Genomic DNA, 23,555 nt, shown 5'->3' with positions numbered 1-23,555 from the left:
TGTCCGTCGACTAATCGGTCGCGGACGCGCAGTCGGGGCACAGACCCCAGAAGACGATCTCCGCCTCGTCGATGCTGTAACCAGCCGTCGACGACGGGACCAGGCACGGAGCCGAACCGTGGACGCAGTCCACATCCTCGGCACGGCCGCATGCCCGACACACCAGATGATGATGGTTGTCGGCGGTACGGCATTCGAACCTGGCCGGATGCCCGGCGGGTTCGATCCTGCGTAACAGCCCGGCCGAAGTACACGCGTGCAACACGTCGTAGACGGCCTGGGTGGAAACTGATCCGAGAGTCCGCCGTACGGCACCCGCCACCTGGTCCGCGGTGGAATGCGGATTGTCGGACAGCCAACCGAGCACGGCCACACGCGGGCCCGTCGCGCGCAGCCCCGCCGCGCGCAGCCGTTCCCGCGTACTGTCCGCCGCCTGACCGCCGGATGTCGTACTGGATGTCATAGCAACGTCAGTATGCCACGCACAGATTGGAATAAGTCAAGAAAACACTCGGAGAACGACCACCGATCGTGCGAAAACCGTGACGGACGCGACATCCGCCACGGTTCGCGGGGTACTCGGGGCACGGCCGGGGCAGCGTCGATTTCTCGCGAAATCGCCGGGGCGAGTGGGGGCGGCACGGTACCGAGCCCCATCACTCCAGCGGCCGGAACGGGTACGGACGAGTCCCGCACCACCGTGCTTTCGGATCAAGTGTTCCCGACCTCGTGGAGTGATGATCGCGGTAAACTCACCTCGAATGTGATCACACTCGCGAGTGAGCTGAATCCGAGCCGGCAATCCAGCGTCCCGGCAAGGTTCGAGGAGAGACCGTGGCCGAGAACAATGACACACCGACGGATGAAGCCGAGCCCATCGAGATGGACGCCGCGGACCAGGCGGCGATGGAGAGTACCGCCAGCGAGCTACCCGCTTCGTTCCTGACCGGAACCACGGCACAGAAGCTGGTCGAGATCGCACGGATCCAGGAGCGGGCCAACGACAAGGCCCGGCTCGCCGAAGCACGCGGTGACGACACCCGCATGATCGTCGACCCCGAGGAGGTCGACGGCCTCGCGAGCTTCTTCGAGGACAAGGCGGAGGAGCTACAGCAACGAGTTCAGAGAGTGCAAGAGCTCGGCAGTGTTCCCGCGCCGGGTACCGATCCGGTGAGCGCGGGTGCCACCGAGCAGCACAGCCGCGTGGGCGCGGGCGACGATCGGGCCTACCTGGAGAACTACCTCGAACTCATCAAGGTGTTCCAGGACACCGCCGCCAGCCTGCGCTCCAGCGCGAAACAGACCCGCACCGACGACGCCGAGGCCGCCGACAGCCTCGAACGAGGAGGGAACGACCTTGCGTAACACCGCCGCCTGCGGGATCGCCGTGCTGACGAGCCTGCTGCTGGCGGGCTGCGGCGGACCCGCCGCCGAGGAACCCCAGGCATCCGAGACCACCACCAAGACCGGGCAACCCACCTCGGAGAACACGGGCAGCCCCCTCCCCGAGCGCACCGCACCGGCCAAGGACTTCCAACTCGCCGACGTCTGCGACATCGTCCCCGAGAACCGCTGGCGCGCGCTCGGAGCGGATCAGGAACCCGAGCCAAACGACGGGAACGGCAACCATCTGTGCGAGTACCAAAAAGGAAAAGCCGGTGAGACAGGAAGCTGGTCGGTTTCCCTCGGCAAGAACCAAGCACGCGGTTTGCACGAATCCATCCAGGCACACCCGGATGGAGAAGAAGTCAGCGTCGCGGGGTATCCGGCCTACAAGTCCGAGACCAGTGTCGGCTGCCTCTACTACGTCGACGTATCCGACGAGGCTTCGCTACTGGTGAGCGGCGTTTCCAGCATCGGCGAAGACGGAAGCATCCCCACCAAGTGCGACCTGTTCAAGAAGTTCGCCACGGCCGCCGTCGAGAATCTGCCCGACACGTAAAGCGCGCGATGCCCCACCCGGCCGCGCCGCGAACGACGAACACCGCTTCACGTGCGGCGCGGTTGGAAGACTCCGACCACGAGCGGTTCAGCTCCGCCCGAGCATCCCGAGGAAGTCGCTCCACCGCCGAGGATCGAACGTCAGCGCGCCACCCTCGCGGTCCTTGGTGTCCCGCACCCCCACCGACTGGGAGGTCACCGCCACCTCCACACAGGCGTTGGAAGTGGCACTGTAGCTGGATTTGGACCATACGTCCTGCTCACGCATGATTTTCACATTACCCTCCCAGCGCCTCTCTGATGAACCGCAGGGACACCGATCGGTCGTACGCATGTTTGACCACCTCCTCGTAGGTAAGGCTGTACTGATGGACACGGATCGGGTTGTCGATCACATCGGTCGATGTGACCGTTTCCTGCCAAACGAGGTTCGGCAGTTTCGGACTCGGAAAACTGACGATGTGGAACGTGGAGGCTCCGAGTGCGCCGTGAGCACCGGCATCGAATGGCACCACCAGGAGTTTCAGCGACTCGGGAAGCTGCTCGATCACCTCGATGAGGTGCTCGAGCTGCTCCGCGTGCACCTCGGGACCACCTACCTGCTGCCGTAGAGCGGCTTCGCTGATCGCGACGGTCAATCGCAGCGGCTCTTCCCCGAAAAGTCGTTGTTGACGAATCGCCCGAGCTTCCACACGTCTTTCCACTTCGGAAACGGGTATGTTCGGGGTGTCGGAAGAGATGACAGCTCGTGCGTACGAATTCGTCTGGAGCAGTCCGGGGATCAGCAGGCTCTCGTAGGTTCGCACGGCCTCGGCACCGTGTTCGTAACCGAAGTACCGCAGCACATCCTGGTCGAACAAGCCGGAGAACTTGCTCCACCATCCCCTGAGAACGGCGTCGGACCGCAGCTCGACGAGTTCCCGGTACTCCTCGGCATCCAGACCGTACACGTCGATCAGCTCATCGAGCTTGGCTTCCGATATCTTGCGTTTACCTCGCTCGATGTCGCTGAGGTAGTTCTGTGCTATCCCGATCCGTCCCGCTGCTTCCACCGCTGTGAAGTCCAGCGCCTCGCGCTCTTCGCGCAAGCGAAGTCCCAGCTCCCATGCTGCGACCGTCGATGATGGTGGCGCCATGCGGCTCCTTTCGGCATTCCGTTTTTGCAAAGCCTACGGGAGATCGACAATCACTCTAACGTGTTCTATCTGTAGCGATATCGCTACTTATAGAATAAGAACAAGGCGGCTTCGAGTCATCCCCCGACCGAGGACTCGAAGCCGCCGCTCGTCCCGAACGTGAATCAGCCAGGAGGCACGACATGCTCGACAGCTTGGAGTGGCAAGGCCCGGTGGTGTGGTGGAACCCGGTGGACGGGTGGCGGCACGCCTTCACCCCGGACCAACGCCCACGACCCGGACAGGAGCGCGAAACCCTGTGTGAACGGACGGTCACCCTCATCGATCCGTCCGATGCGGACTGGCTGATGCCGACCTGCGACACCTGCATGACCGCTGCGATCCGCAGACGCGACGACCGCAGCGAACGCGACCGGCACACGCACACCGGACCACGGGCGAGCCCTGTGTTCGGCCATCCGAACCCGACCGGACCACGTGGTGCCACAGAGACCGACGACGACTTCCCACCCCGGTCACGCTGAACCAGAGGTCGTTCCGGGGGTGCGGCCCCACAACCGGCGATTTCCCAAGAAATCGCCGGGGCCAGGGGGACGGGCACGGTTCCGGACGGCGTCAATTTCTCGCGAAATCGCCGCGCCGCTTCGACGCGGGCCGAACCCCGACCACCCGAGCAAACCGGGTCGCCACACTAGCCATCACAGGAAGATGGAGAGTATCCAGGAGATCAGGAACCCGACCACGCCGATCAGCGTCTCCATGACGGTCCACGTCTTGAGCGTGGTCGGCACGTCCATGCCGAGCAGCCTGCCGACCAGCCAGAAGCCGGAGTCGTTGACGTGCGAGAGCACGGTCGCGCCCGAGGCGATGGCGATGACGATCAGGCACAGGTCGATGGAGGTCAGCCCGGAAGCGGCCGAGACCGCGGGAGCGATGAAGCCCGCGGAGGTGGTCAGCGCGACGGTCGCGGAGCCCTGCGCCACACGCATCACCACGGCGATGAGGAAGGCGGCGACGATCAGCGGGATCCCCGCGCTGTTGAGTCCTTCGGCCAACGCGTTGCCGACCCCGGCCTCGGCGAGCACCGCACCGAACATGCCGCCGGCGCCCGTGATGAGGATTACCGCGGCGATCGTCGAGAGGCTGGCGGTGAGCTCGTTCTCGATCTCCTTACCGCGCATGCCGCGCTTGAGGCCGAGCACGACCGAGGCCACCAGCACCGCCACGGCCAGGGCTACCGGGCTCTGTCCGATGAGGATGGCGGCCTGCACCACCTGCGACTCGGAGTCGACCACGTCCTCGGAGATCAGTGTGTTCAGGCCGGTGCGCAGGAAGATCAGCACCAGCGGCAGCAGCAGGAGGCCGATGACGGCCCCCATGCTCGGCCTCGGCTTGTCCGGAGCGGTGTCCTGCCCAGAGGCGGTGGAGTTCTCCGGTACGGGCAGGAAGACCCGGCTGCCGTTCCAGAGCCCGAACGCGTAACCGGAGATGAGCCAGGTCGGGATGCCGACCACGAGCCCGATCAGCAACAGCAGGCCGGTGTTGGCCCCGATGAGTCCGGCGGCCGAGACCGGGCCGGGGTGTGGTGGGACGAAGGCGTGCATGACGGCGAAAGCGCCCACCACCGGCAGCGCGTACCGCAGCACCGAGCCGCCGAGCCTGCGGGCGACCGTGAACACGATGGGCAGGAAGATGACCACACCGGCGTCGAGGAAGATCGGGAAACCGAACAGCAGTGCGGCTGTACCGAGCGCGAGCGGTGCCCGGCGCTCACCGAACCGACGTACCAGCGCTTCGGCCAGCACCGAGGCACCGCCGGATATCTCCAGCATCCGCCCGAGCATCGCGCCGAAGCCGACTATCAGGGCCACTTCGGCGAGCGTCCCCCCGAGACCGTCGTTGAGGGTGCTCATCACCTCGTCGAGCGGTATGCCCAACACCAGCGCGGTCGCGATGCTGACGGCCAGCAGCGCGATCATCGGCTGCAACTTGAGGAAGACGATCAGCAACAGCAAAACCGCGACAGCGCCCGCGGCCACGGTCAGCGTGAGCCCCGGCCCCAGTGCGGAGTGGGCGACGGGCTCGGCCGCCGCGATTACTCCTCGCAAGAATCTGCCCCTTTGTCGATACTGGGCATCACCCGAACGGATGCCGAACGGGCAGAATCCTCACAAGGCGAATCCCCTAACCGCTAGTGCTCTGTATCGCTTCAGTCATACTTTTTTTCAATGGCGTTCACATTGTTGACACGAAGCTCTGACAGCTGATAAAAGCATGTGGTCGATCAAGGGATCTGTTCGCTCAGCGACCACTGGAGTGACTCGCCCGACGGAGCACCGAACACGCGAACTCCCCCGCGACGAACAGCGAAACGCTCCGCCGGAACTCCCCGTCTGGGCTCCCGGCGGAGCGCTCGCGAAAAGCTGTTCAAGCTCTACCGAGTGAACAAAGTCCTACGACCCGGTAGTTCTACGACTCGATCGGGGTCAGATCGGCTATCGCACGATGCAACAGCTCCAGCCCGGGACGCTGGGCACGCATCATCCGGGCCGCTTCGGGAGCGGGCGGAACCGTTCGGGCGGGTCGTATCAGATCGGCGGCCTCGTCCAGCGAGTCCAGCTCACCCAACGCGCGCCAGGCCAGCAGCACCGCACCCACCGCCGAACCACCGCTCTCCTCCGCCAACTCCAGCTCGATACCGAGTGCCGCCGCGATCGCGTCGGCCCAGATCCGGCTGCGGAAACCGCCGCCGGTGGCGCGCACGGCGTGCACCCGCGCGCCGGTGTCGACCACGGCGTCCCGAACCAGCGCGAGCTGCTGGGCGACTCCTTCCACCAGGGCGCGGGTCATCTCGGCGCGCCCGTGGATACGCCGCAGCCCGACCAGCGATCCGGTCAGTCCGGGCTCCCACCAGGGAGCCCGTTCACCCATCAGGTAAGGCAACGCGACCAGGCCACGCGCTCCGGTCGGCACCTCGGATGCCTCGTCGAGCAGCCGCGCCACATCCGTGTCGAACGACTCGGCAGCCCACTGGCCGACCACCGCCCCGTTGCTGACGGCACCACCCGCCACCCACAGACCATCGGCCAGGTAGTAGCAGAACGTGCGGCAGCGCTCGTCCACACCGGGTTCGTCGCGCACCACGCGCAACGCCCCGCTGGTGCCGAGTGAGAGCCCGGCGACTCCGGTGTTGATCGCGCCGACCCCCAGATTGCCCAGCGGGCCGTCGCCCGCACCGAGCACCACGGGAAGTCCTTCGGGCAGCCCCGTGTCACGAGCCACCCGCGCTCCCAACGGGAACGCGTCGGTCGGCGCGGCGATGCGGGGAAGCTGATCCGCCTCCACCCCGGCCGTGCGCAGTGCGGAGTCGTGCCAGTCCAGCGTCGCCATGTCCTGCAGCCCGGTTCCCGAGGCCAACGACTGATCGGTGACGAACTCCGCGGTGAACGCGGTGAAGACGAAATCCTTCAGCGCGCACCAGTACGCCACTCCTTCGGTCAGGTCACGGCGCTGCGTGGTCAGCCAGGCCAGTTTGACCATCACCGACTGCGGGTGCACCGGTGTTCCGGTGGCGCGGTGCAACTCGGCCGCCGTGGACCACTCCCCGCGGAACTTCTCCGCGATGTCGGCACAGCGACTGTCGGCCCAGTTGAACGCGGGAGTGACGGGATCACCCGCGGTATCCAGGCCGACCAGGGTGTGCATCGCCGTGCTGAACGAGAGCGCGCGCACCGGGCGTCCCGCCTCGCGCACCCGGGCCACGCACTCGGCCAGTGCCGCGATCGCGGAATCACGTACTGCCGCGGCGTCCTGGACGGCCTCACCCGGCTGCTCGTTGCGCATCTCGTTCGTACGTTCGGCGTGATGCAGCACCGTGCCGCCGCGGTCGGCGGCGACGACCTTGGTGGTCGTCGTACCGAGATCGAGACCGAGGACGACCGCATCCTTCTCGGCTGCGCTCATACCCCCAACCTATCCGCGCGAACGAGTTGGTTCCGACGAGCGAGACACACGGCACAACGACTACGGAGCGGGTTCGATTCCGGCACGTGGCTGTCGGGATGAGCACGCGGCCGGCGGAACGGCCGGTGGTGGCCGTCCCGCGTGAATCTCGCGCGAGATCGCCACCCGCGGGCTCGGTCGGCTACTCGATGCCTCCGCCGCGTCGTACGAGGGACTCCAGCTCCACCTCGAACTCGAACGGCTCCCCGGTTCGGAACACACCACCCTCGGTGAAGTGCGACTTGTAACCACCGTCGTGCAGCCGGTTCTCGGCGATGGTGACCGGCTCGTCGAGATCGAGCACCCAGTAGCCGGGTATACCGGCCTTGGCGTACTCGTGACGCTTGACCACCCGGTCGGTCTGCGACGAGCCGGGGGAGATCACCTCGACGGCGAGCAGTAGGTCCTGGGCGTACAACCGATTCGGATTCTCGTCGATCCGGGCGGCGGTGGCCACGACCACGTCCGGGACCCGAACCACCGGAGGCCAGGAGGAGACGATCACCACTTCCACGTCCGGTATCGCCTCCCACTCCAGAGGTAGCTGCCGATCGAGCACCGAGGTGAGGCGCTTGACCACGCGCTGGTGGATACCGGCGGCCTTGGGAGTCACTTGGAGGACGCCCTCCTGGAGCTCGTAACGACGCGAATCGTCTTCCGGCAACCGCTCGAACTCTTCCAGGCTCAGCAGATGATCGGGCCAGGACATCGCGGTCATGCCTCCAGTGTCGACACCTACCGACCGGCTCCGTAGCCCTGCGCCGGGAGGACCATCCGTTCGGGTGGCGACCTCCGCGTGAATCTCGCGCGAGATCGCCACCGCCCGGCTCAGTGTGCAGCGGTCACGCCGGGGACGCGAGCGTCTCGGCGATCTCGTAGGTGTTCAGGGCCGCGCCCTTGCGCAGGTTGTCCCCGCAGACGAAGAAATCCAGCGTGTTCGGGAAGTCGACGGCCTGGCGCACGCGCCCCACGTAGGTCGGCTCGCTCCCCACGACACCGGCGGGAGTCGGGAAGTCCGGCCCGTCGGGGTCGTCCTGCAGCACCACCGAGGACGCGCGCTCGAAAACCCGGTGCGCGTCCGACACGCCGACCTCCCGATCGAACGTGGCGTGCACCGCAAGCGAGTGGGTGGTCACCACCGGCACCCGGACGCAGGTCGCCGAGACCTTCAGCTCCGGGATCCCGAGGATCTTGCGCGACTCGTTGCGGACCTTGAGCTCCTCCGAGGTCCAGCCGTCCTCCTTGCGGGAGCCGCACCACGGCACGACGTTCAACGCCAGCGGAGCCCTGAACGGCGTCTCCTCCGAGAGACCGGCCGCCACCAGTGCCTCGGCCACGTCACCGGCACGGTCCCCGAGCTGCTTGCCCGCGACGGCGTCGATCTCGGCACGCAGCCGGTCGATGGCGTCCTGACCGGATCCCGAGGCGGCCTGGTACGAGGAGACCACCAGCTCGCGCAGCCCGAACTCGCGGTTCAGCTCCCCGAGGGCGGCCATCATGGACAGGGTCGTGCAGTTGGGGTTGGCGATGATCCCCTTCGGACGCTCGTCAACCTTGTGGGCGTTGACCTCCGGGACCACCAGCGGCACCTCGGGGTCCATCCGAAAGGCTCCCGAGTTGTCGACCGCGACCGCTCCCCGTTCGACGGCCACCGGGGCCCAGGCCGCGGACAACTCGTCGGGCACGTCGAACATCGCGATGTCCACGCCGTCGAACGCCTCCGGGGAGAGCGCGACCACGGTGTGCTCGACACCCCGGACGTCGATCTTCTTACCGGCGGAACGCGGCGAGGCGATCAGCCGCACCTCACCCCACGGCACGGTCTCGCGCGAGTTCATGATCTCGATCATGACCGAACCCACCGCGCCGGTGGCTCCCACGATCGCGACGGTGGGTGCCTGGAAACGTCCGGAACTCATTCAGCGACCACTCCCCGCATAGACAACGGCCTCTTCTTCTCCGCCCAGTTCGAAGGCGGCGTGCAGCGCGCTCACCGCGTCGTCGAGCTGCGCGTCCCGGACCAGCACCGAAATGCGGATCTCGGAAGTATTGATGATCTCGATGTTCACGCCCGCCTCGGCCAGTGCCTCGCAGAAGGAGGCGGTCACCCCGGGGTGCGAACGCATACCCGCACCGACCAGCGATACCTTGCCGACGTCGTCGTCGTAGACGACCTCCTGGAAGCCGAGCTCGCCCTTGATCTTCTCCAGCTCGGCGACGGCCACCGCACCGTTGCTCTTGGCCACGGTGAAGGTGAGGTCGGTGAGGCCGGAAGCCACACCCGAAACGTTCTGCAGCACCATGTCGATGTCGATCTCGGCATCGGCGACGGCACGGAAGATCCTCCCCGCCACGCCGCGAGTGTCCGGAACACCGCGCACGGTGACCTTGGCTTCCGACCGGTCGTGCGCCACGCCGGTGATCATGGCCTGTTCCATGGGGAGGTCCTCCACTGATCCGGACACGATCGTTCCGGGGTTGGCCGAGTAGGACGAGCGGACGTGCAGCGGCACACCGTACCTGCGTGCGTACTCCACCGCGCGCAGATGCAGCACCTTGGCACCGGTGGCCGCGAGTTCGAGCATTTCCTCGTAGGTGACGCGGTCGAGGTGTTCGGCATCGCCCGCGATCCGGGGGTCGGCGGTGTAGACGCCGTCCACGTCGGTGTAGATCTCGCAGACATCGGCGTGCATCGCCGCCGCCACCGCGACGGCCGTGGTGTCCGAACCGCCGCGCCCCAACGTGGTGATGTCCTTGCTGTCCTGGCTGACCCCCTGGAATCCCGCGACCATCACGATCCGGCCCTCGTCCAGGGCCTGCCGAACCCGATCGGGGGTGACGTCCATGATCCGGGCGTTCTGGTGTGCCGAAGTGGTGATGACCCCGGCCTGCGAACCGGAGAACGAACGAGCCTGCTCGCCGAGAGATTCGATCGCCATGGCCACGAGCGCGTTGGAGATGCGCTCACCCGCGGTGAGCAGCATGTCGAGCTCCCGCTCCGGGGGAGCCGGGTTGACCTGGTTGGCCAGATCCAGCAACTCGTCGGTGGTGTCTCCCATCGCGGAGCACACCACGACGACATCGTTGCCCGCCTTACGGGTCTCCACGATGCGCTCGGCGACCCGTTTGATTCGATCGGCACTCTCGAGCGAGGAACCGCCGTACTTCTGGACGACGAGTGCCACCTGAACAAACCTCCTCGAGCCGCGCGGACGCCCCGGGTGCGAGAGGCCCCGCACTGACACCGGGTGGACGGCCGGGCAGCCGGCAGCGTGACGCCGTCCGCGTCCCCGGGCAGTGATCACTCGATCATGCCGTGTGTTAGGGATCCGGACACCTCGCCGCGCCCCGATGTCCGAAGAACTGGTCACGAACCTTCATCGGGTGCCTTCACCAGGCCGTTCCGCTGCCTGCCCAGCCTACAGAACCGGCCCCCTGCGGCCCGATAGCCGTTTGGCGTGACTAGCCTGACTACGACGCGGCACCCGCGACAATCGAGGCTCGACGAAGAAGGTGCACCACTTGTCCGCGACCGACGAAACGATCGGGACAGTGCCGCGGGGAAGCAGTGAAATTTCCGCCGCGCGAAGAGTGAAAGACCTCGTCCGCATTCGGCCACGAGCGCCCGCGGACGACGATGAAGGCCCTTCTCCGGCACGAATGGCCGGACCGGCTGTGGTATATGTCATAGTCCGGCTGGTCGGATTGCTGGTGCTGGACGTGTTGTCCGGGATTCACGACCAGTCGCCGAGCGAGCACCTCTTCTCCTGGGACTCGGACTGGTACCTGCGGATCGCCGAGAGCGGGTACGACCCCACGGGGCAGACGACACTCAACGGCAACGGCGACGCCGACCCCCAATCCGTGCTGGCGTTCTTCCCCGGCTTCCCGATGCTCACCCGCGGAGTGGCGTTCCTGCCCGGTGTCGACCCGCCCACCGCGGCGATGCTGGTGAACCTCGCGGCGGGACTCGCGTGCGCCTACGGGCTGGCCCGGCTGGGGCGAATCGTGAGCGGCTCGCAACGGACCGGTCTGGTGCTGGTCGCGCTGTTCGCGGCGGCCCCGATGTCGATCGTGCTGTCCATGCCCTACAGCGAGTCGCTGTTCTGCGCGCTGGCGGTCTGGACGCTGCTGGGCGTGCTGGAACGGCGGTGGATCCAAGCCGGCGTGGCCTGCGCCCTGGCCGGGACGGTGCGGCACACGGGGGCGGCGCTGATCACGGTGGTGATGCTGGCCGCCGTCGTGGCGCTGCTGCACCGACGGGAGGGCAACCGCCCGCTGGCCGCGTTGCTTGCGGCTCCGTGCGGGCTGCTCGGTTACCTGGGTTGGGTGGGGCTGCGCACCGACGAGTTCGACGGCTACTTCGAAGTGCGGCAGGACGGCTGGTCCTCCTCACTCGACGGCGGGATCGCCACCGCGCGCTTCATAGGAGAAGCCCTGTCCACTGAGGAGTCGACGTTCGTGACCTTCGCCGCGTGGATCCTGCTGGGCGCGGTGGCGCTGCTGATCTGCTGTCTGGATCGGCGGATCGCCTGGCCGTTGGGCTTGTACGCGCTGCTGACCGTGGTGTTCGTGCTGGGGACCGACGGGCTGATGTTCGCCAAACCACGGGCGCTGCTGCCCGCCTTCCCGTTGCTGCTCCCGCTGGCCATGGGGCTCGCGGCGCGACGTCGAGCGGTGATGCTCGCCGGGGTGGGGATCTTCGTGTGCTTCGGGAGTTGGTTCAGTGCCTACGCACTCACCGTCTGGCCCTACGCGTTTTGACGGGTTGGGCGGCTCGGTTGTCGTGCGTGGTTTCGCGGCGGAACCTCCGGCACGGCTCTCGCTGCGGGTCCGGCGACATCGGGTGGCGACGAGTTCGGGAGAATCGAGGGCGGCACGTGAGCGCCGAGAGGCCACGGAGGAACCTTGAAACCCGCCGACTCGTCAGTTCCGCTCCAGCCGCTGCTGGCCGAGCGATGGAGCCCACGCGCACTGGATCCCGAGGTCGAACTGACCGACAAGCAGTTCACCGCGCTGTTCGAAGCCGCACGCTGGGCCCCGTCCTGGGGCAACACGCAACCCGCCCGCTACATCGCGGGCCGTCGAGGGGATTCGACCTTCGACAAACTGCACGGCACGCTCTCCAGGGGCAATCACGGCTGGGCCGGTAACGCGTCGGCCCTCGTGCTCGGCGTGGCCAAGCTGACCAACGACGACGGCGAGTCGCTGCCCTACGGGGAGTACGGTCTCGGACTCGCCACCGAGAACCTGGTGCTGCAGGCGGTCGGCGAAGGACTGGTGGCGCACCAGATGGCCGGTTTCGACCGGGACGCCGCCCGGGAGGCGTTCGGTATCCCCGTCGATTACGAGCCGATGGTCGTGATAGCCGTCGGCGCCCCCGGCGACGCCGAACAGCTGCCCGAGCGACTCCGCGAGAAGGAGTCCGCACCTCGCAGCCGCATCCCGCTCACCGAGTTCGTGTTCAGCGACTCGTGGCAGGAACCAACGTTCTGATCGGTCTCCGATCGGTGCCGCGTACTCGCGGTACCGATCGGTCTGCCGCCGATCGAAACCGCTTTTCCCACCTGACGCGCCGGAGCGCACCGACACCGGGTTTCCACTCCCGAGGCATGACACCGCATCTCAAATCGTGGTACGCCTGTCCCCGAAAGAAGTTAGTAATTCCTCCGAACGCGCAATAGTCTCTGCGCCATGTTCCATCACTCGGGTAGCGATTCGTCCCGGCGGCTCGACGTGGCCCGGAAACCGGGCGATGCGCCACTCGAGCTGTCCCAACTGCGGACGTTCCTGGCCGTCCACCGGGCCGGGTCACTCACGGCGGCGGCCAGGACGCTGGGGCTGTCGCAGTCCACAGTGACCACACGGATCCGGGCGCTGGAGCAGCAGCTCGGCACGTCCCTGTTCGAACGACTGCCACGCGGTGTCGCCTCGACCAACGCGGCAGCGGAGCTGGCCTCGGAAGTGGCCGGTCCGCTCGACGAACTGGCCTCGGTGGCCGAACCGGACCGGAACGAACCGCCCGCACCGATCGAACCGGTGCACCTGGCGGGTCCCGCCGAACTGCTGAGTGTTCGCGTGCTGCCCTCGTTGGCACCGATGCTGGGGAGCGGAGTTCGGATCAGGGCCACCTTCGGCCTGGCCGAGGACCTGTTGGGCGGCCTGCGCAGCGGCAGGTTCGACCTGGTGCTCTCGGTCGCCCGCCCCCGTGGGCGGGTCGTCAACGCGGTTCCCCTCGCGGACGAGGAGCTGGTACTGGTCTGCGCACCGACGACCGCGGCACACGTCGACCGCACGCGACTGCGGGGTGGCGACCCCACGCCACTGCACGGCATTCCCCTGGTCGCCTACGCGGAGGACCTTGCCCTCACGCGGCACTACTGGCGCCACGTCTTCGGCACCCGACCCACCGAGCGGGCCGGGATCGTCGTGCCCGACCTGCGGGCGATGCTCGCCACGGTGGCGGCCGGAACAGGGCTCACGGTGCTGCCCCGATACCTGTGCGAGTCCGAACTCGCCGCCGGGGAGCTGGTGGATCTCCCGGAACCGACGGCTCCTCCCGTCAACACCCTGTTCCTCGCCCAACGGGCGGACGCGACGGAGAATCACCACGTGACGTTGGTAAGGCAGGAACTGCTCCGCGTGGCGGGATCCTGGTGAGCGGCCCGGATTCCGTTCGGAAGCGACTTACTCCCCCGAACGTCGCCGTGGATCTCGCGAGGAATCGCCCGCGGCTCAGCGGGAGGCGCCCAGCGTGCGCAGCAGGCGCACCACCAGTACCGAGACGAGCAACCAGCAGATCGCCGCGAGGCCGTAGTTGAGCAGCACTTCGAGCTTCGGCTGCTCGGGTTTGAGGAACAGGTCGCGGAATCCGAACGCCAGGACCCGCGCCCATTCCGCCACGAAACGCGTCAGCGCGTTCTCCGGATTGGCGCCCCCGACCGCCAGCACCACGTGCGCGGCCAGCAGTGCGGCCGCCAACGAGCAGCCCCAGCGCACCACGGTGGCGAGCGAACCGCACGTGCGAGACCACAACCGTGCGAGATCGAAGGACTTCCGGCGGCGGTGCCCACTGGTCCCGGCGGTGCGCGTCGGATCCGCCACGTCTTCGGACATGACGGCAGTGTGACACGAAACACGATCAGATTACCAGCGGGTAGCGGAACATCGGCGCAGCGGAACGCGGGCGGCCACGCACCCGAACCTGACCCAGAAAAGCCGATTCGCCACCGCTTCTCCAGCGCTTCCCCACGGCTCCCGCACCCGGGTTCTCACCCGAAGATCCGCCCCAGCAGACCTCCCACCAGCATCCAGAACATCGCGGCCAGCCCGTAGTCCAGTAACACCTGCAGTACGTGACTCGGCGCGTCGATCAGTCCCGGGAAGAACAACGCGAGCGGCTCGGCGGCGCGCGCGACCGATTGCGTGAGCTGCCCCTCCGCTTGGAAGTCGAACAACACGAACACGGTGTGGGCGATCAGCACCACGGCGAGCAGGAAACCGACCCCCTGCAGCAGGGTCGCCAGGGCCGACCCGGAACTGTTTTTCTTCGCAGCCATGACACCAGCCTGCCGCATCGGAACAGCCGACCCGCGATCAGTTCAGCGGGATTCCCCGGATCGGCTGCCGTGATCGGCCCGTCGCGACACCGTTCGCGGATCTGGCGAGGCTCCGCCCGGATCGGGCCACGGGAACACGGAGCGACGATTCGGCGGCACGGCAGCGTGGTGTCCAGCATTCGGAACAGGCGGTTGCGTTCTGGACACCGGGTGCGGTTAGGCTGTCCTCGTGACTTTCAGCCTCCTGCTTTGCCGCCGCGACGGGGTCAGTTAGACCGGCCCCTCGTCGCGGAGGTAAAGCGTGCCGGTCGATGAGTTCCCGAACCGAGCACGAGCAGGAGAGTCCAGCAGGATGAGTAACGGCTCCGCTTCCGATTCCCGTTCCAACACGGACGACGTCCCCGCGGCGGGCTCCGGACCACGTCGCCCCTCGCGTCCCGCTCCGCCCGACCAGAAGCCCTGGAATCCGCAGCGCGGCAGCTCGATGGCGTTCCACCGTTACCGACCGTTCGACGAGCTGGTGGAGAACGTGTCGCTGCCGGACCGCACCTGGCCGGACCAGCGCATCACCCGAGCACCGCTGTGGTCCGCGGTCGACCTGCGGGACGGTAACCAGGCGCTGATCGACCCGATGTCACCCGCGCGCAAACGCCGGATGTTCGACCTGCTGATCGGGATGGGCTTCAAGGAGCTCGAAGTCGGTTTCCCCGCCGCCAGCCAGACGGACTTCGACTTCGTACGCGAGATCATCGAGGACGGGGCGATTCCGGAGGACGTACGCATCCAGGTGCTGACCCAGGCGCGCCCGGACCTGATCGAACGCACCTTCAAGGCGCTGGAGGGTGTGCACTCCGCGATCATCCACCTGTACAACTCCACCTCGATCCTGCAGCGGCGCGTGGTCTTCGGCGAGGAGCGCCTGGGAATCAGCAAGATCGCCACGCAGGGTGCGGAGCTGGTGCGTGAGTACGCGGCCAAGTACCCGGACACCGACTTCCGGTTCCAGTACTCCCCCGAATCGTTCACGGGTACCGAACTCTCCTACGCCGCCGAGGTCTGCGACGCGGTCACCGAGATCTGGCAGCCCACACCGGAACGCCCGGTCATCCTCAACCTGCCCGCCACCGTCGAGATGGCGACCCCGAATCTCTACGCCGACTCGATCGAGTGGATGCACCGCAACCTGTCCAGGCGTGATTCGGTGATCCTCTCGCTGCACCCGCACAACGACCGGGGCAGCGCCATCGCGGCCGCCGAGCTCGGATACCAGGCGGGAGCCGACCGCGTCGAGGGCTGCCTGTTCGGCAACGGCGAGCGCACCGGCAACGTGGACCTGGTGGCGCTGGGGATGAACCTGTTCAGCCAGGGGGTCGACCCACAGCTGGATCTGTCCGACATCGACTACATCAAGCGCACTGTGGAGCACTGCAACCAGCTGCCGGTTCCCGAACGGCAGCCGTGGGGCGGTGAGCTGGTCTACACGGCGTTCTCCGGGAGCCACCAGGACGCGATCAACAAGGGGTTGCGGGCGCACCGCGAGGCCGCGGAACGCGCCGGGGTCACCGAGAGCGAGTACCCCTGGGAAGTCCCGTACCTGCCGATCGACCCGAAGGACGTGGGACGCAGCTACGAGGCGGTAATCCGGGTCAACTCGCAGTCCGGCAAGGGCGGCGTGGCCTACGTGATGACGACCGAGTACCAGCTCGACCTGCCCCGCAAGATGCAGATCGAGCTGTCCAAGCTGATCCAGCAGCGCACGGACTCGGACGGCGGCGAGGTGGAGCCGAAAGAGATATGGCGCGTGTTCGCCGACGAGTACCTGGACTCGACCGCACCACTGGAACTGGTACGGCAGCGCCTCAGCGGTGAGGCCGGTGCCGAGACCATCGATGCCACCGTTCGGGTGGAGGGCACCGAACACGAGATCAGCGGTTCCGGCAACGGTCCCATCGCCGCGTTCGTCGACGCGCTGAGCACCGTGGGCTACCACGTGCGCGTGCTCGACTACCACGAGCACGCGATGACGGCGGGGGACGACGCCAAGGCCGCCGCCTACCTGGAGTGCTCGGTGGACGGCGAAACCGACGGTCCGACCGTGCTGTGGGGTGCCGCCATCGACACCTCCACCGTCACCGCGTCGCTGCGCGCGGTGGTGTCGGCGGTGAACCGGGCGAACCGCTGAGCGAACCGTCCCGATCGGGAGGTCGGGGTGCTCGGTCGGCGGGACGTTCCGCCGACTCGCACTCCGGCCGTCCGGCTCGGCGAGCCCGTGGAAGGTGGCTCACTGCCCGGTGGAGGTGCCCAGCAGCTTGGCGAACTCCCCGGCTTCGTCCGGTGTGAACACCAGGGTCTCGCCCGGCGGCAGCACCAGGGCGACCCGGTCACCGAGCACCAGCACCTTCACCTCCCCGGCGGCGTCGTCATCTTCGGAGTCCAGGCACGGCACGCTCCAACTCAACTGCTCCGGATCGAGCCGGTCGCTTTCCGAGAGCTCGGACACCACACACCTCCGTTCGGGTCGATCGGCACCAGCACAGTCAATCCGGTACGAGACGTCCGAGCAACGTACGTCATCCCAACGGGGACATGATCGATACCGTTCCGATCCCGAACCCCGACCACGAAGGGGTGGTCCGGCCCGGGTGGGTGTCAATTTCTCGCGAAATCGCCGCGTCGCTTCGACGCGGGCCGCACTCCGACCACCCTCACGAGCCGAACTCCGACCACCCCCACGGTCGGCACCACCGCGGGTTCTCGCGTGCGGCTCTCGCGAGGAAGGCCCGACGTTGTGTAGGTCGCTACCCGATGTCGGGCCTCCCCGGAGCGAGAGCCGTGCGCGAGGTTCCGCCACGGAACCGGCTACGAAACCCCAGCGGAAGAGTTTCCCTCGACCGAGTTCGGGGTGATGATTCCGTCGCGGATCTCCTCGGCGTAGTGACAGGCCACCCGGTGCCCACCTCCGACGTCGCGCAGCTCGGGACGTTCGGAGTCGCAGCGCGTGGGCTGCCGCCACGGGCACCTGGTGTGGAATCGGCACCCGGTGGGCGGCGAGGCGGGTGACGGCAGGTCCCCGGAAAGCAGTATCCGCTCCCGCTGGTCCTCGACCTCCGGTTCCGGCACGGGCACCGCGGAGAGCAGCGCCCTGGTGTAGGGGTGCAGCGGTTGTTCGTACAGCACGTCCGAATCGGACTCCTCGACCAGACCGCCCAGATACATCACCCCGATACGCCGCGCCACGTGTCGCACCACGGCGAGATCGTGCGCGATCACCAGGTAGGTGAGGCCGAACTCCTCCTGCAGGTCCTCCAGCAGGTTCAGCACCTGGGCCTGCACCGAGACGTCCAGCGCGGAGACCGGCTCGTCCGCGACCACGAGGTCCGGGCGCACGGCCAGCGCCCGGGCGATGCCGATGCGCTGCCGCTGACCGCCCGAGAACTCGTGCGGGTACTTGCGCAGCGCCGAGGCGGGCAGCCCGACGGAGGAGAGCAGCTCGCGCAGTTCGCGCTCGGTGTTCCCCCCTCCCTTGTCGAGTCCGTGCGCCCGCATCCCCTCCACGAGCAGCGATTCGACGGACTGCCTCGGGTCCAGCGAGGACAACGTGTCCTGGAAGACCATCTGCATTCGCCGCCGCATCCGCCGCAGCGGTTCACCCGACATCCGGGCCATGTCCGTACCGTCGAAGCGGATCGAACCGCCGGTGGGCCGTTCCAGCCGGAGCACCGCCTTGCCCAGTGTGGACTTGCCACAGCCGGACTCCCCCACCAGTCCGTAGGTCTCGCCGCGACCGACGCGCAGCGACACCCCGTCCACCGCGTATACGTGGCCCACGGTGCGGTCCAGCACGATTCCCCGCTTGATCGGGAAGTGCACCCGCAGGTCGTCGATCTCCAGCAGGGAGTCCGCCGCCGGGTCCGAAGGGTCCGTACCGACGGGCGAGGTCTCGGAACCCGTGATGGTGCGGCTCGAATCAGTCATGGGCACGCTCCAGTTCCGCGGCACCGATCGGGTTGTGGCAGCGCAGCAGCCTGCCCTGCTCGATGGTTTCGAGTTCGGGCGCGCGTTCGCCGCACACCGCGAGGGCGTTGCCGCAGCGCGGGCTGAAGGCGCATCCTCCCTCCCAGGGAATGTTGTCGGCCACCGACCCCTCGATCGGAGCCAGCCGCTGTCCTCGCGGGGAGTCCAGCCGCGGCACCGAGGCCATCAGCCCGGCGGTGTAGGGATGCCGCGGCCGGGAGAACAGCTCGTGCCGCTGGGCGCGTTCCACGATTCGTCCGGCGTAGAGCACGTTGACCTCGTCGCACATCCCCGCGACCACTCCCAGGTCGTGGGTGATCATGATCAACGCTGTTCCGGTCTCGGCGACGAGTTCCTTGAGCAGGGTCAGGATCTGCGCCTGGATGGTCACGTCGAGGGCGGTGGTGGGCTCGTCGGCTATCAGCAGCCGAGGTTCGCAGGCCAGCGCCATGGCTATCAGGGCGCGCTGCCGCATCCCGCCGGAGAGCTGGTGCGAGTACTCCTTGAGCCTGCGGTCCGGGTCCGGAATGCCGACCCGCTCCAGCAGCTTCGCGGCCTCGCGGGACGCGTCGCGGCGCGAGAGCCCGCGGTGACGTTCGATGACCTCGGAAACCTGCAGCCCGATGGGCACGACGGGGTTGAGGGAGGTCAGCGGATCCTGGAAGACCATGCCGAGGTCCTTGCCCCTGCGCCGGTCGAACTCCCGCTGGGAGAGCCGCAGCAGTTCGCTGCCTTCCAGGTTCACCGAGCCGGACACCTCGGTCCCGCGCTGCGGGAGCAGCCCCATGATCGCGAGCGAGGTGACGGACTTGCCGCATCCGGACTCGCCGACGAGACCCACCGTGCTTCCGGGGTGCACGTCGAACGAGACACCGTCCACCGCCGGGACCGTCGGTTCGCTCTTGCGGACGAACCGCACGGACAGGTCGCGCACTTCCAGCAATGCCATGTCGCCGTTCACCGCCGCTTCTTCGGGTCGAGGGCGTCCCGCATCGACTCACCGACGAGCGTGAAACCGAGCGCGACGACGATGATGCAGCCGGCGGGCCAGAAGGCCAGGTGCGGGTGGGTGTCGAAGAAGTTCTGCGCCGAGCCGAGCATCTGCCCCCATTCGGGTGTCGAGGTGTCGGCCGCTCCCAGGCCGAGGAAGGAGAGCGCCGCGGCGTCGATGATGGCCACCGCGAGCATCAGCGTGGCCTGCACGATCACCGGGCCGAGCGCGTTGGGAAGCATGTGTCGGAAGACGATGGAGCGCTGGCGCACCCCCAGCGCGCGGGCCGCCAGCACGTGATCGCTCGCCCGCTGGGCGAGCATGGTGCCGCGCAGCAGCCTGCCGAATATCGGTATCTGCACCGTCGCGACCGCGATGATCACGGTGAACTGGGACTGCTGCTGGAACAGCGCTCCGATGGAGACGGCCAGCAGCAGCGAGGGCACCGAGAGCATCACGTCGACCACGCGCATCACCAGGGTGTCGACCCAGCCGCCGAAGGCGCCAGCCAGGATGCCCAGGGTCAGCCCGCCGCCCAGACCGATCACCGTGGCCAGCAGCGCGACCAGCAGTGTCTGCTGTGAGCCGAGCAGCACCCGGGACAGCAACGGCCGTCCGTACTGGTCACCACCCAGCGGGAAGCCGGGCTGTGGGGCGGGGATCTCGTTGTCCGCGCGGGAGACCTGCTCCTCCAGCAGCCGCAGGGCGGGATCGTGTTGCGCCAGTATCGGCGACACCAGGGCGAGCAGCACGAAGGCGCAGATGATCCCCGCACCCACGAGAAACGTCGGGCTGCGACGCAACCGTCGCCATGCCGAGGCCGCCAGGCTGACACCCGCGGTGGTGTCCCCACCGGACTCGGCCAGCCCGTCGATGCGCTCCTTGCGTTGTGTACCCAGCACTGTGCGCGACCTCTCACTGATACTTTCCGTCGTGTTGGCAGGCTCGGTGGCGAGCACCCCGCTTCGATCAGCGTGTCCGGAGTCTCGGGTCGATCGCCGCGTAGGCGAGGTCGACGAGCAGGTTGACCAGCACGTAGACCATCGCGGTGGCGAGGATCACCACTTGCAGCACGGCGTAGTCCTGCCGTTGGAAACCCAGCGAGAGTGCCTGTCCGATCCCGGGGATGTTGAAGACCTGCTCGGTCAGCACCGCCCCGGAGAGCAGCGCGCCGGTCTGCAACCCGATGGTGGTGACCACGGGAAGCATCGCGTTGCGCAGGATGTGCCTGCCGCGCACCACCATCGCCCCGAGCCCCTTGGAGCGGGCGGTGCGCACGTAGTCCTCCTCGACCACGTCGAGCACCGATGCCCGGGTGAGCCGGAAGATCACCGCGAACGGGATCGTGGACAGCGCGATCGCGGGCAGCAGCAGGTGGATCAGGGCGTTCCACGCCGCGTCCCACTCCGTGGTGAGCAGCCCGTCGAGGACGAAGAAGCCGGTGGCGTGGGTGGCGTCGATCCCCGCCGCCTGTCTTCCCGAGGCGGGCAGTACGCCGAACTCGATGGCGAAGACGTACTTGAGCAGGAAGGCGAGGAAGAACACCGGAACCGCCACGCCGATCAGCGACCAGGTGATGCTGAGGTTGTCCAGCCAGCCGCCCTGCCTGCGGGCCGCGAAGTAGCCCAGGGGGATGCCCACGGCGACCGCGAGCAGCAGCGCCAGCACCGAGAGTTCGAGCGTGGCCGGCATGCGCTGCAGGAACACCTCCATGGCCGGGGTGCCCGGCTGCACCCCGGTGGAGACGCCGAAATCACCCGTGATCGCCCGCTGCATGAACTTCCAGTACTGCACGTACAGCGGTTGGTCGAGCCCGAGCTGCTGTACCAGTCGGGCTCGGGACTCCTCGGTGGCACGCTCACCGAGGAGTGCGGAGACCGGGCCACCCGGCAGCGCCCGCAGCCATCCGAACAGCAGGACCGACAGCACGACCGTGACGATCAACAGCTGGCCGAGTCGCCGGACCGTGTAACGAAGCAAACCGGGATCCTTACGTTCTCGACGGAAAAACCTGGGCGCTGCCCTGGAACTACTTCTCGATGCTCACCGAGGCGAACTCCTCGGCGGTCAGCGGCGAGGTGACCAGTCCCTTGACGTGCGGGGCGGTCACGATCGCGGGCGGCGAGTGCGAGAGCGGCACGGCGGGCAGGTACTTCGACTTCAGGTCACGGTTGATCTCGGTGTACATCCGCTCCCGCTTGGTCGGATCCGGTTCCTTGTCCGCGGCGTCCAACCGGTTGGCCAGCTCTTCGCCCCAGGGCGCGGGCTTGGTGTAGAACTGGTTCTCCGTCGAGCCGAAGAAGGTGCCGATGAAGTTGTCCGGGGAGTTGTAGTCACCGGTCCAGCCGAGCAGGAAGACCTCGGCGTCGCCCTTGTTCGCGTCGGAGATGTAACCGCCGTTCCAGGGTTTGCTGACCGGTTCGACGTTGATGCCCGCCTTGCGCATGTCCCCGGCAAGCGAGTTGAAGATGCCGCGCGGGTCGGGCATGTAGGGCCGCGTCACCTGGGTGGGCCACCAGAATTCGATGGTGAGGTCGGAGTGTCCCGCCTCGTTCAGGAGTCGCTTGGCCTTCTCCGGGTCGTAGGAGTACTTCGCCACGTCCTCGGTGTACCCATCCACGCTGGACGGATAGAACAGGTTGGCGACCTCGGCGCCGCCCGGTAGGTTGGCGTTGACCAGGTTCTCGCGGTTGATCGCGTAGGCCAGCGCCTTGCGGACCTTCAGCTTGCGCAGCGCCGGGTTGTTCTTCTGCGACATGCCCAGGTACAGCACGTTGAACGGCTCGCGGACCTGCACGTTGAAGTCCTGCTGCCGCAGCGAGTCCAGGTCGGCCGGGTTCGGGAAGTCGTAGCCGTCGATCCCGCCGGAGAGCAGTTCCTGCTTGCGAACCGACTCGTCGGAGATCACCTTGAAGATGAGCCGGTCGAGGTTGGCCTTGTCACCCCAGTAGTCGTCGTTGCGATGCAACACCACGGACTGGTTGTTCTGGTCGTAGGAGTCGAACTGGAACGGGCCCGTACCGGTGGGGTGTTTCCTGGCGTACTCGGAGTACTCGAAACCGGATCCCTTGGCCACGACCTTGTCGGCCTCGTACTCCTTCATCGCCGTGGGCGACTGCATGCTGAACGAGTCCAGCCCGAGCGCGGCGGGGAACTTGGAGGTCGCGCGAGTCAGGTTGATCACCGCGGTGGTGGGGTCCGATGCCTCGCAGGAGGAGAACAGCGAGGGTTCGTCGCCACCGGCGAATCCGCCGAAGGTCTCGATCCAGTAGTACGACAGCGCGGAGCTCTGCCCGGTGCCGGTCTGGTTGTACCAGCGTTCGAAGTTGGCGCAGACGGCCTCGGCGTTGAAGTCGGTGCCGTCGTGGAACTTCACGCCCTCGCGGAGCTGGAAGGTCCACTTCGTACCGTCCTCCGAGGAAGTCCAGTCGGTGGCGAGTTCGGGCTCGACCTCGACTCCGCCCGACTCGAAACCGACGAGTCCCTCCATCATCTGTCGGGTGACCCGGAAGGTCTCGCCGTCGGAGGCGTAGAACGGGTCGAACAGGGCCGGAGCTCCCGGCGCTCCGAAAACCATGGTCTGCCCGCTGTCCTCACCGCGCTGCGACTGCACGCACGCGGACAGGGACGTGGCAAGCACGGCGGTCAGCCCGACCGTCACAAGCCTGCGCCCCACTCTCGATAACCGGAACCCCGGCCCGGCGGCTGCACCCATCACTCACCTCGGTAACTCACGTCTCGCAAAGTGAGAGAGACGGTAACCCGAGGAATGTATCCGGATCAGGTTCACAGGATTACGATTCGGCTACAACGTTCGGCCTAATATTCGGCAAATCTGGGAAAAATTTGTGAAAACCCTGGTCACAGCCGGAAATACTATGCAACACGACTCACTCGAACGAGTGGATTTTC

The 23,555-nt window shown here is 67.1% G+C and carries 23 protein-coding genes; 7 read left to right on the top strand and 16 right to left on the bottom strand.

Features of this window, described 5'->3' with window-relative positions; translation table 11 throughout:
- Nucleotides 1-10 precede the first annotated feature (10 nt).
- On the bottom strand, nucleotides 11-463 hold the full coding sequence (locus tag J2S53_RS17250; RefSeq protein ID WP_092925462.1) for a Fur family transcriptional regulator: 453 nt from the start codon (nucleotides 461-463) through the stop codon (nucleotides 11-13).
- Between the two features lie 371 nt (nucleotides 464-834).
- Here J2S53_RS17250 and J2S53_RS17245 point away from each other — a divergent pair, with 371 nt between their 5' ends.
- Nucleotides 835-1,365: a hypothetical protein gene (locus J2S53_RS17245; RefSeq protein WP_456241829.1), complete on the top strand. Its 531-nt coding sequence runs from the start codon at nucleotides 835-837 to the stop codon at nucleotides 1,363-1,365.
- Nucleotides 1,358-1,942 (top strand): DUF3558 family protein, encoded by a 585-nt coding sequence (locus J2S53_RS17240; protein WP_175530172.1) that lies wholly within the window; start codon nucleotides 1,358-1,360, stop codon nucleotides 1,940-1,942. The genes J2S53_RS17245 and J2S53_RS17240 overlap by 8 nt, the downstream gene beginning before the upstream one ends.
- Before the next feature lie 87 nt (nucleotides 1,943-2,029).
- On the opposite strand, the gene J2S53_RS17235 is transcribed toward J2S53_RS17240, so the two are convergent.
- Complete coding sequence (locus J2S53_RS17235; RefSeq protein WP_092980490.1) at nucleotides 2,030-2,209, bottom strand: DUF397 domain-containing protein; 180 nt, start codon at nucleotides 2,207-2,209, stop codon at nucleotides 2,030-2,032.
- Nucleotides 2,210-2,219: 10 nt separating this feature from the next.
- Nucleotides 2,220-3,077: a helix-turn-helix domain-containing protein gene (locus tag J2S53_RS17230; protein WP_456241828.1), complete on the bottom strand. Its 858-nt coding sequence runs from the start codon at nucleotides 3,075-3,077 to the stop codon at nucleotides 2,220-2,222.
- A gap of 182 nt (nucleotides 3,078-3,259) precedes the next feature.
- Here J2S53_RS17230 and J2S53_RS17225 point away from each other — a divergent pair, with 182 nt between their 5' ends.
- On the top strand, nucleotides 3,260-3,601 hold the full coding sequence (locus J2S53_RS17225; protein ID WP_456241827.1) for a zinc finger protein: 342 nt from the start codon (nucleotides 3,260-3,262) through the stop codon (nucleotides 3,599-3,601).
- A gap of 174 nt (nucleotides 3,602-3,775) precedes the next feature.
- Here J2S53_RS17225 and J2S53_RS17220 read toward each other — a convergent pair whose 3' ends face one another.
- The 5 genes from J2S53_RS17220 to J2S53_RS17200 all read right to left on the bottom strand — a co-directional run bounded on the left by J2S53_RS17220 (nucleotide 3,776) and on the right by J2S53_RS17200 (nucleotide 10,264).
- Entirely contained in the window at nucleotides 3,776-5,185 is a 1,410-nt protein-coding gene (locus tag J2S53_RS17220) for a GntP family permease (RefSeq protein ID WP_092980385.1), read from the bottom strand.
- Between the two features lie 361 nt (nucleotides 5,186-5,546).
- Complete coding sequence (locus tag J2S53_RS17215) at nucleotides 5,547-7,040, bottom strand: gluconokinase (RefSeq protein ID WP_456241826.1); 1,494 nt, start codon at nucleotides 7,038-7,040, stop codon at nucleotides 5,547-5,549.
- 181 nt (nucleotides 7,041-7,221) lie between these two features.
- Complete coding sequence (locus tag J2S53_RS17210) at nucleotides 7,222-7,797, bottom strand: Uma2 family endonuclease (protein ID WP_092980389.1); 576 nt, start codon at nucleotides 7,795-7,797, stop codon at nucleotides 7,222-7,224.
- A 124-nt stretch (nucleotides 7,798-7,921) separates the two neighbouring features.
- A complete protein-coding gene (locus tag J2S53_RS17205; RefSeq protein ID WP_456241825.1) occupies nucleotides 7,922-8,998 on the bottom strand; it encodes an aspartate-semialdehyde dehydrogenase in 1,077 nt (358 codons plus the stop codon).
- Nucleotides 8,999-10,264 carry an aspartate kinase gene (locus J2S53_RS17200; protein ID WP_130468820.1) on the bottom strand — a complete coding sequence of 422 codons (1,266 nt, stop codon included), beginning with the start codon at nucleotides 10,262-10,264 and terminating at the stop codon, nucleotides 8,999-9,001. It abuts the gene before it with no gap.
- A 475-nt stretch (nucleotides 10,265-10,739) separates the two neighbouring features.
- Between J2S53_RS17200 and J2S53_RS17195 the strand changes: the two genes are divergently transcribed.
- From J2S53_RS17195 to J2S53_RS17185, 3 genes are all read left to right on the top strand, one after another.
- Nucleotides 10,740-11,843 carry a hypothetical protein gene (locus J2S53_RS17195; RefSeq protein ID WP_456241824.1) on the top strand — a complete coding sequence of 368 codons (1,104 nt, stop codon included), beginning with the start codon at nucleotides 10,740-10,742 and terminating at the stop codon, nucleotides 11,841-11,843.
- 144 nt (nucleotides 11,844-11,987) lie between these two features.
- Nucleotides 11,988-12,575 carry a nitroreductase family protein gene (locus tag J2S53_RS17190; protein ID WP_456241823.1) on the top strand — a complete coding sequence of 196 codons (588 nt, stop codon included), beginning with the start codon at nucleotides 11,988-11,990 and terminating at the stop codon, nucleotides 12,573-12,575.
- A gap of 198 nt (nucleotides 12,576-12,773) precedes the next feature.
- Nucleotides 12,774-13,739 (top strand): LysR family transcriptional regulator, encoded by a 966-nt coding sequence (locus tag J2S53_RS17185; protein WP_456241822.1) that lies wholly within the window; start codon nucleotides 12,774-12,776, stop codon nucleotides 13,737-13,739.
- 75 nt (nucleotides 13,740-13,814) lie between these two features.
- On the opposite strand, the gene J2S53_RS17180 is transcribed toward J2S53_RS17185, so the two are convergent.
- Nucleotides 13,815-14,195, bottom strand: coding sequence for a hypothetical protein (locus tag J2S53_RS17180; protein ID WP_456241821.1), 381 nt, complete (start codon nucleotides 14,193-14,195; stop codon nucleotides 13,815-13,817).
- 155 nt (nucleotides 14,196-14,350) lie between these two features.
- Nucleotides 14,351-14,638 (bottom strand): hypothetical protein, encoded by a 288-nt coding sequence (locus J2S53_RS17175; RefSeq protein WP_092980403.1) that lies wholly within the window; start codon nucleotides 14,636-14,638, stop codon nucleotides 14,351-14,353.
- Between the two features lie 352 nt (nucleotides 14,639-14,990).
- On the opposite strand from J2S53_RS17175, the gene leuA reads away from it, so the two are divergent.
- Nucleotides 14,991-16,820: a 2-isopropylmalate synthase gene (gene leuA / locus J2S53_RS17170; RefSeq protein ID WP_456241820.1), complete on the top strand. Its 1,830-nt coding sequence runs from the start codon at nucleotides 14,991-14,993 to the stop codon at nucleotides 16,818-16,820.
- Nucleotides 16,821-16,919: 99 nt separating this feature from the next.
- Here leuA and J2S53_RS17165 read toward each other — a convergent pair whose 3' ends face one another.
- The 6 genes from J2S53_RS17165 to J2S53_RS17140 form a co-directional block, all read right to left on the bottom strand.
- Complete coding sequence (locus J2S53_RS17165) at nucleotides 16,920-17,138, bottom strand: hypothetical protein (RefSeq protein WP_092980492.1); 219 nt, start codon at nucleotides 17,136-17,138, stop codon at nucleotides 16,920-16,922.
- Between the two features lie 359 nt (nucleotides 17,139-17,497).
- Nucleotides 17,498-18,613, bottom strand: a complete 1,116-nt coding sequence (locus J2S53_RS17160; protein ID WP_456241819.1) for an ABC transporter ATP-binding protein — start codon at nucleotides 18,611-18,613, stop codon at nucleotides 17,498-17,500.
- On the bottom strand, nucleotides 18,606-19,601 hold the full coding sequence (locus J2S53_RS17155; protein WP_456241818.1) for an ABC transporter ATP-binding protein: 996 nt from the start codon (nucleotides 19,599-19,601) through the stop codon (nucleotides 18,606-18,608). The genes J2S53_RS17160 and J2S53_RS17155 overlap by 8 nt, the downstream gene beginning before the upstream one ends.
- 8 nt (nucleotides 19,602-19,609) lie before the next feature.
- Nucleotides 19,610-20,545 (bottom strand): ABC transporter permease, encoded by a 936-nt coding sequence (locus J2S53_RS17150; RefSeq protein WP_456241817.1) that lies wholly within the window; start codon nucleotides 20,543-20,545, stop codon nucleotides 19,610-19,612.
- 67 nt (nucleotides 20,546-20,612) lie between these two features.
- Entirely contained in the window at nucleotides 20,613-21,623 is a 1,011-nt protein-coding gene (locus J2S53_RS17145) for an ABC transporter permease (protein ID WP_456241816.1), read from the bottom strand.
- A 49-nt stretch (nucleotides 21,624-21,672) separates the two neighbouring features.
- Entirely contained in the window at nucleotides 21,673-23,358 is a 1,686-nt protein-coding gene (locus J2S53_RS17140; RefSeq protein WP_456241815.1) for an ABC transporter substrate-binding protein, read from the bottom strand.
- Nucleotides 23,359-23,555: the final 197 nt, after the last annotated feature.

Source organism: Actinopolyspora lacussalsi (assembly GCA_030803735.1).
Classification (GTDB): domain Bacteria; phylum Actinomycetota; class Actinomycetes; order Mycobacteriales; family Pseudonocardiaceae; genus Actinopolyspora; species Actinopolyspora lacussalsi.
Note: the sequence above shows the minus strand (reverse complement) of the source record. Positions and strands in the feature narration are given on the sequence as shown.